Raw genomic sequence first — 991 nt, forward strand, 5'->3', positions numbered from 1 at the left:
ACTGAGCAGTGTGTAGCCAATGCCAAGCATCAAGATAGTAGCTGTAACACCCAGGGCCGTCGGGTAGATATTGTTGTTAAATAGCAGTGCATTGTTAAATAGCAATGCGTTGTTAAATAGCAGTGAATAACGCTTCCCAATCTTTGAGTTCCGTTTCCGTGGTAGGGTCGGTATACCTCTTTTATGCCGAACCTGCTCACGGATTTTCTCACTGTCACAACCCCTATCTGCAATGCCATGCTCTGCATCTGGCACCTATCAAGCAATTCTCGTGCAACTTTACTGTCATAAACCTCACCACCCGTGACAATGAAATCTATCGCTAAACCACAATCGTCAACAGCCAGATAGATTTTCGTCGTGTTGCCACCCTGCCCTTTTTCTATAGACGCTTTCCCCTCAGAGTAAGCGCCTGCCCATGCTGATGGGCTTTAACGATGCGACCGTCTATAAATGCCATTCTAAATCAGCCAATTGCCTAAGCTCGACAAAGAGCTGCATTAAGAACGCCTTTCTTTGACCACAAGTTAAACCGCCGATAGATGGCACGCCAATGTCCAAAAGTGCCTGGGACATCACGCCAAGGGCAGCCAACCTGCATTCGATACAAAATACCTTCCACCGTATTTCTGGGTTCTGGCTTGCTATAGACGCGACCTGTTCTCAGCATCAAGTGGATTAGCGTTGACCAGTATTCATCTGTTGATATCGTTATTAGCAGATTATGCTGTTTTGGTTAGTTTTTGTCGAAAGTAATTGCAGCTGTCCATCATGCTACCTAATAATCCACCATGAAAGATCATCTTCCCCTAAGTTATTCGGAACATTCTTATTCAAAACGTTGCTTTTTTCAGCAACAATGGTGGAAGTTTAATCAGTCTTGTATCTACATTTTAACCAGTTCTCCACGTAGCGTACGATATCTGTTCCCACCAAGGGAGGTCAGAGAACCATCACGGAGCAAAGGTTAAAACATCATTTAAGTCTCAGG

General features: G+C 44.5%; 1 pseudogene. It reads right to left on the reverse strand.

Going from position 1 to position 991, the window contains the following annotated elements:
- Nucleotides 1-135: 135 nt before the first annotated feature.
- Nucleotides 136-670 (reverse strand): annotated as a pseudogene (locus AC2A06_RS18595) (IS5 family transposase); the annotation flags it as partial.
- Between the last annotated feature and the right edge of the window lie 321 nt (nt 671-991).

The sequence above is a fragment of the Serratia sp. HNCC26DJ244 genome (assembly GCF_057180565.1).